Annotated in this window: 8 protein-coding genes; 6 read left to right on the plus strand and 2 right to left on the minus strand. The window is 65.7% G+C overall.

Translation table 11 applies throughout. From position 1 onward, the window contains the following. Positions 1-429 (minus strand): low molecular weight protein-tyrosine-phosphatase (locus E1261_RS42350; protein WP_132415574.1); only part of this gene is annotated, 429 nt, incomplete at its 3' end. 2 nt (positions 430-431) lie between these two features. Then, a complete protein-coding gene (locus E1261_RS42355; protein ID WP_132415576.1) occupies positions 432-818 on the minus strand; it encodes a phage holin family protein in 387 nt (128 codons plus the stop codon). 102 nt (positions 819-920) lie between these two features. Between E1261_RS42355 and E1261_RS42360 the strand changes: the two genes are divergently transcribed. The 6 genes from E1261_RS42360 to E1261_RS42385 form a co-directional block, all read left to right on the plus strand. Continuing rightward, on the plus strand, positions 921-2,027 hold the full coding sequence (locus tag E1261_RS42360; protein WP_132415578.1) for a DUF4185 domain-containing protein: 1,107 nt from the start codon (positions 921-923) through the stop codon (positions 2,025-2,027). Beyond that, positions 2,024-2,719 (plus strand): FadR/GntR family transcriptional regulator, encoded by a 696-nt coding sequence (locus tag E1261_RS42365; RefSeq protein ID WP_238176789.1) that lies wholly within the window; start codon positions 2,024-2,026, stop codon positions 2,717-2,719. The genes E1261_RS42360 and E1261_RS42365 overlap by 4 nt, the downstream gene beginning before the upstream one ends. 22 nt (positions 2,720-2,741) lie before the next feature. Beyond that, on the plus strand, positions 2,742-4,019 hold the full coding sequence (locus E1261_RS42370) for an ABC transporter substrate-binding protein (RefSeq protein ID WP_132415580.1): 1,278 nt from the start codon (positions 2,742-2,744) through the stop codon (positions 4,017-4,019). Continuing rightward, positions 4,016-4,921, plus strand: a complete 906-nt coding sequence (locus E1261_RS42375) for a carbohydrate ABC transporter permease (protein WP_132415582.1) — start codon at positions 4,016-4,018, stop codon at positions 4,919-4,921. Before E1261_RS42370 ends, E1261_RS42375 begins: the two co-directional genes overlap by 4 nt. Then, positions 4,908-5,717, plus strand: a complete 810-nt coding sequence (locus E1261_RS42380) for a carbohydrate ABC transporter permease (protein ID WP_132415584.1) — start codon at positions 4,908-4,910, stop codon at positions 5,715-5,717. Before E1261_RS42375 ends, E1261_RS42380 begins: the two co-directional genes overlap by 14 nt. Positions 5,718-5,727: 10 nt before the next feature. Further along, the coding region (locus tag E1261_RS42385) for an SDR family NAD(P)-dependent oxidoreductase (RefSeq protein ID WP_132415586.1) at positions 5,728-6,321 on the plus strand (594 nt) is incomplete at its 3' end.

The following is a 6,321-nucleotide window of genomic DNA, read 5'->3' on the forward strand; positions in this document are numbered from 1 at the left end:
GTGGTCGACCCAGCGGTCGGCTGCCTTCTCGATCTGGGTTAGGACTTCGTCGAAGCCGGTGTCTTCGCCGTAGTAGGGGTCCGGTACGTCGGCTTCGGCGAAGAGTTTGATCGGTACGTCGGCGCGGCCGCGGGCCTGGTGGTTGAGTGCGGCCAGGTGGCCGGTGTCCATGGCGAGGACGAGGTGGCGGTCGTCGAACCATTCCCGCTGGAATTCACGGGCTCGGTGCGAGCGGCCGTCGTACCCGCGTCGTTGGAGGGCTGCGGCCGCGCGGGGGTCCATCGGGTCGCCCTCGTGCCAGCCGCCGGTTCCTGAGCTGGTCACGATGACGTCGTCGATGCCGGCCTCGGCCAGCTTGGAGCGCAGCACGACCTCACCGATCGGTGACCGGCAGATGTTGCCGGTGCACACGACCTCTACGAACCGCACGGTCAGCGCAGTTCGGCTTTGTCAGGCAGCACGGCGTTGATGATCATGCCGACGATGCTGATGATCAGGGCGCCGAAGAGCGCGGACCAGAAGCCGTCGACGTGGAACTGGACGTCAAGCTTGCCGGTGATCCATGACGTCAGCGCGAGCATCGCCGCGTTGATGACGAACGTGAGCAGGCCCAGCGTCAGGATCAGCAGTGGCAGCGAGACGAGCTTCACCACCGGCTTCACGATCGCGTTCACGATGCCGAAGATCGCGGCCACGATCAGCAGCGTGAGGATCTGCTTGCCCCTGGTCGCGCCCTCGAGCGTGATCCCGCCGACGAGCCAGGCCGCGATGGCCAGGGCGACCGCGTTGGCGAGCAGCCTGATGATCAGATTCTTCATAGCTCGATCCTTCCACTCCGCCGGTAGCCGCACGCTCCGTACACGCCCTGAGACATCCCTGAACTCTTGACACGTAAATGACCAAGTGATCAGATCAATTTCATGTCACGACGAAGGCTGGCCGGAATTCTCGCGCTGTCACTGGCAGCCGCAAGCGTCACCGCGCCCGCCGCAGCGACCCGGGCGGACTGCAATGCTGTGCAGACGAACTGGACGGCCCAAGCCCAGCCGCACGCCGCTCCCGAGAGCCTGCTGAACGCCTACAGCAACACCGGCAAGGGCTGGACCGGAGCCGACAGCACCTACTCGGTCCCACTCCCGGGCGGCCGGACGGCGTGGATCTTCTCCGACACCTTCCTCGGCCCGGTCAATCCGGACGGCAGCCGTCCGAAGACGACGCCGTTCCTGAACAACTCGTTCGTGATCCAGCAGGGCCAGACGCTGACGACAGTGACCGGCGGTACGGCGTCTAACCCGACTGCGCTCGTTCCGCCGCCGGCCAACGGCTGGTACTGGTTCGGCGCCGCCCAGACCAGTGACGCGGGCCGGAAGCTCGATGTGGTCGCGCTGCGGTTCGAGAAGACCGGCACTGGCCAGTGGGACTGGCGCTGGGCCGCGAACTACCTCGCCCGCTTCGACAGCACGACGTACAAGCTGTTGTCGCTGACTCCGCTCCCGTCCGCAGCCAACGTGCAGTGGTCCGGCTGGCTGCAGCGGGACGGCGGTTTCACCTACATCTACGGCGTCGAGGACCTCGGTGCGTCGAAGTACCAGCACGTCGCGCGAGTCCCTGGCGACAACCTGACTGCGAAGCCGTGGGAGTACTGGACCGGCAGTGGCTGGTCGACCGACGAGACCGCCTCGGTCAGAACGCTTGAGGGCGTGGCCAACGAGCACAGCGTGACCCGCTGGAGCGATGGCTATCTCCTGGTCACCCACGACACCAAGGAGCTGTTCAGCCGCCGAGTCCTCGGGTACTTCGGCTGTTCGCCGACCGGTCCGTTCGTCAAGCCGGTGGAGCTCTACCAAACCCCGGAGACCGGTGGGAACCACATCACCTACAACTCCCACGACCATCCGGACCTGCGCTCGGGTTCCAAGCTGTTGGTCAGCTACAACGTCAACAGCCTGGTCAGTGACGAGCTGTACGCCGACGTGAGCATCTACCGCCCGCGGTTCGTCGGTGTCACCCTGCAGGCGGCCCAGTGACGGCCGTCGTACGGCGGAGTCTCCTCGATGACCTGGCTGCGTCGATGCTGGGGCTGATCGCGGATCGGAAGCTCGCGGTGGGCGACCAGTTCGAGTCGGTGCGGTCATTGGCCGAGCGATTCAAGGTCGCCGTACCGACTGTGCGGGAAGCTCTGCGCAGGCTGGAGGCGATCGGCGCACTGGAGCTCCGGCACGGCTCTGGCGTGTACGTCGGTCCGAACGTCGGCCGGCTTGTTCTGGCGAACCCTCTGGCGCTCAAACCGACCGCAGACCGACTGGTCGAGCTACTGCAGGCCAGGGCGCTGATCGAGCCGCCGGTCGCCGCGCTGGCCGCCAAAGCGCGCAGTGAGGACGCACTGGCTCAGATGGAAGCCGATCTGGTGCAGGCGGCCGAGCTGATCGCTGCCGGCGACCATGACCGGTTGGCCGAGATCAACATGGACTTCCATCGCGCACTGGCGCAGGCGTCCGGGAACGCGACTCTGGCCGAGGTGGTCGAGTCGGTGACCGTGGTGAACGTCCGCGAGCAGCTGGAGATCCTGCACATCCACGGGGACCGTGAGACCGACCTCGCCGAGCACCACGCCATTCTGGCCGCGGTCCGGGCCGGCGACGACGTACTGGCCGAGCAGTTGACCCGTGCGCACCTGGACGGCGTTCTCGCCGTCATCAACGACCGCGTGAACCCCTGACTTCTTCGGAGGACGCACCCCCATGCGACGCATCAGCCACTGGAAAGCGCTCACTGCCGCCACCATGACCGGAGCCCTCGTGCTCACCGCCTGTGGGGGCGCCGGTGGGGCCAAGCCCGCGGCCGACAAGCCGGTCGACTCGCTGAAGTTCTACAACGACAAGGGCGGCTGGAAGGACGCGTTCACCCAGGTCGGTGCCGCGAGCAAGAAAGACATCGCGGTCGGGATGGAGCCGGTCGGCTACTCGGACTCGAACACCTACACCGCCTTCATCCGCTCGTCGTTCCGGACCAAGGAGAAGGCCGATCTGTTCAGCTGGCACACCGGTAAGGAGCTGGAGGATCTGGTCGACCAGAAGCTGGTTGCCGAGACCACTGAGCAGTGGACCAAAGCGGTTGCTGATGGCAACGTACCGGAACAACTCAAGCAGTACTTCACGTTTGACGGCAAGCAGTACTGCGTCCCGCTGAACGCGGGCTACTGGGTGATGTACTACAACAAGTCCGTCTTCAAGAAGGCCGGTATCACCGAGAACCCGAAGACGTGGCAGGACCTGATCGCCGTGGCGGACAAGGTCAAGGCAGCCGGAGTGAAGCCGTTCTACCAGACCAGCATTCTGTTCAGCTTCGTCTGGTTCGAGACGCTGCTCGCCGGCAAGGACCCGGACCTGTACGACGCTTTGGCCGCGGGCAAGGCGAAGTGGACCGACCCCGGCGTGGTCGAGGTGATGAACGACTGGAAGAAGCTGATCGACGCCGGCTACTTCAGCGACCCGGGCGCGAAGACCGAGCCGCAGGCACAGCTGAAGAACGGCGACGTGGCGATGGTGAACTTCGGCACCTGGTTCAGTGGCTCGCTGAACACGCTGAAGCTGAAGGCCGGTACCGACTACGACTTCTTCGTCATCCCGAACGTCAACCCGGCCCTGCCGAAGACGTCGATGATCTTTGAGACCGGTCCGCTCTGTTCGGCTGCTGCGAGTGAGCACAGCTCGACAGTGAAGAAGTGGACGGACTGGTGGGTCACTCCGCAGGCTCAGACCGCGTGGGCGAACTCGCGCGGTGACCTGTCCTTCAACCCGAAGGCGGAGGTCAAGGACACCGGACTGGCCGCGCTGAACAAGGACGTCAGTGGTGACGGATATCGGCTGATCAATCGCTGGTTCGAGGCCACGCCCGTGCCGGTGGCGAACAAGGCGCTCGAGGTGTTCGGTGCGTTCGTCACCAAGCCGGGTGACCCGATGCCGGGCCTGAAGAAGATCCAGGCCGAGGCGGACGCCTACTGGGCCAAGCAGAAGTGAGCCGGGCATCAGTGCGCCGGGTAGGAGGGAGCAGCCGGACAGGGGCGCGGGCGGCACCCCTGTTCGGCCTCCCGGCCGCTGGAGTCGTCGCTCTGCTGCTCTACCTGCCGTTCCTGTGGACGACGTACGTCAGCTTCACCCAGTACGACGGACTGGCGTCGCCGGTGTGGGCCGGGCTGGCCAACTACCAGGCGATGTTCAGCGACCCCGATCTGATCGGTGCACTGCTCAACACGCTGCTGTGGGTCGTCGGAATGGTGACCCTGCCGGTGGTGCTCGGGCTGCTGGTCGCCGTACTGACTTATGGGCATCGGTGGGGCAGCTGGCTGCGGTTGCCGTTCCTGCTGCCGTATGCGATCTCCGGTGTGGCCGTTGGAGTCATCTGGGGCTTTGTACTGCAGCCGGACGGCGCACTGGGTCAGGCGCTCGGCTTCCTCGGGCTGCCCGGTGCGCACACCGGCTGGCTGCAGTCTGGTCCGGGAAACACGCTGATGATGATCGTGGCCGTCACCTGGCAGGCGGCGGGAGTGAACGCGCTGCTGTTCGTGGTGGGGCTGCAGTCCATCCCTAACGAGCCGCTGGAGGCCGCGCGGCTGGACGGTGCGGACGGCTTCCGGCTGTTCCGGCATCAGTTGTGGCCGCAGTTGCGCCCCATCACGACTGTGGTGGTCGGACTGTCGATCGTGGGCAGTCTGAAGACGTTCGACGTGGTGTGGGTGATGACGCAGGGCGGACCCGGTACGTCGTCCGAGACGCTGGCGCTGTCGATGTACAAGGAGACGTTCGTGCTGAACGACTACGGGCAGGGTGCGGCGATCGCGTTGTTCCTCAGCCTGGTCACGTTCGCGGCGTCGATCCTCTATCTGCGCTACCAGTTGGGGGACGCCCGTGAGCAGGCTTAGGACCGGACTCCTCGTCGTACTCGGGCTGCTGTGGCTCGCGCCGATCTACCTGCTGGTGGTGAACGCGGCCAAGCCGGTCGATGGGTACGACGCTGATTCCGTGTGGAAGCCGGATGGGTTCGCACTGTTCGCGAACTTCGGTGATGCGTGGTCGAAGGCGGCGCTGGGGGACACGCTGATGGCGACGACGCTGTACAGCGTGGTGGCGCCGGTGCTCGCGGTGCTGATCGGCGCGGCGGCCGGCTACGCGATCGTCGTACTGCGGTTGCGGCGTGGGTTCTTGTGGTTCGTGTTCATCTTCGGCGGGACGATCTTCCCGTTGCAGATGGTGCTGATGCCGCTGTTCTCCGGGTACGCGTCGTCCGGGCTGTATGACACCCGGGTCGGGATGGTCATCGTCTACACGGCGATCAGTGTGCCGTTCTCGGCGTTCGTGATGCGGAACTTCTTCACCGGGATCGCGCGGAGCGTCTTCGAGGCGGCGGTGGTCGACGGTGGTGGGTTGTTCCGGATCTTCCGGAGTATCTACCTGCCGATGGCGGGATCCGCGCTGGCCGCAATCTTCATCCTGCAGGCGACGTTCGTGTGGAACGACCTGCTGCTGGGGTTGACGCTGAGTCAGTCGGAGTCGGTGCGGCCGATCATGCCGGCGCTGACCGGGCTGCAGTCCACGTACGGCGGTGCTTCGCTGCCGACGGTGCTGGCCGGCGGACTGCTGGTGTCGCTGCCCACGGTCATCCTCTTCCTCGCTGCTCAACGGTTCTTCTCCCGGGGGCTCGCCCTCGGCCAGTTCTGAAAGGACACATATGCCTCGGACAGTCGTGGTGACCGGCGGTGCCGCCGGAATCGGGCGGGGTGCGGTGGAACGGTTCGTAGCCGCCGGAGACAACGTGGTGGTGCTGGACCGAGACGCTGACGCACTCGCAAGCCTGCCTGCGGGGGTGACGGGGATGGCAGTCGACGTGGCTGATCGTGCGGCTGTAGCAGGAGCTGCAGGACAGTTCACAAGCGTGGATGCGCTGGTGTGCGCGGCGGGGGTGCAGCGGTACGGGACGGTTGTTGACACGCCATACGACGTCTATGACGAGGTGATGGCGGTCAACGTGGGTGGCGTGTTCTTTGCGTGCCAGGCGTTTGTGCCGCTGCTGCCTCGGGGCGGGAGTGTCGTGGTCGTGGCGTCGGTGCAGGCTTATGCGGCGCAGACGGGGGTGGCGGCGTACTCGATGGGGAAGGGGGCGTTGCTGAGCCTGGTGCGGGCTATGGCTGTTGATCACGCGGCGGATGGGGTTCGGGTGAACGCTGTGTGTCCTGGGTCGGTGGATACGCCGATGTTGCGGACTTCGGCGGCTGAGTTCGGTGGCGGACGGTCTACCGATGAGGTGGTGGCGGAGTGGGGGCGG

This window comes from Kribbella albertanoniae (genome assembly GCF_004348455.1).
In the GTDB taxonomy this organism is placed as follows: Bacteria; Actinomycetota; Actinomycetes; order Propionibacteriales; family Kribbellaceae; genus Kribbella; species Kribbella albertanoniae.